Source organism: Dellaglioa sp. CoH-57-MRSF-19 (assembly GCF_056781975.1).
The window spans coordinates 1-290 of the sequence record NZ_JBXAXW010000243.1; the positions used below are offsets into that span (position 1 = coordinate 1).

Sequence of the window (290 nt, forward strand, 5' to 3'; positions counted from 1 at the left end):
GGTTCCTTTTGGTTAAAAGTCAGTAGCTCGATTATGGGGTATCGACGTGCCGCGCGTCAACACCCCGGAAAACTTTTTAATAGAAAATCACGCGGCCGCGTTCTGCGTCAAAGTCTACGTCAAAAATCCACGGCTTACCGCGCTGTTCCAGATAATCACAGGCGTTCGTGAGCTTCGCGCCGATGCTACCGGGTTCCAGTTCCACGCGGTCCCAGAAACCGACCCCATGGCCCTGAGTCGTCAAATACAGGTCATGACCGAACGCGGCAAACGGCCATTCGTCCCGACGT

The 290-nt window shown here is 54.8% G+C and carries 1 protein-coding gene; it reads right to left on the minus strand.

Annotated elements, in window-relative coordinates; all coding sequences use genetic code 11:
• Positions 1 to 76: 76 nt before the first annotated feature.
• Positions 77 to 290, minus strand: a 214-nt coding sequence (locus tag AC1RO3_RS09090; RefSeq protein WP_481764096.1) for a hypothetical protein, incomplete at its 5' end; no start/stop codon positions are given.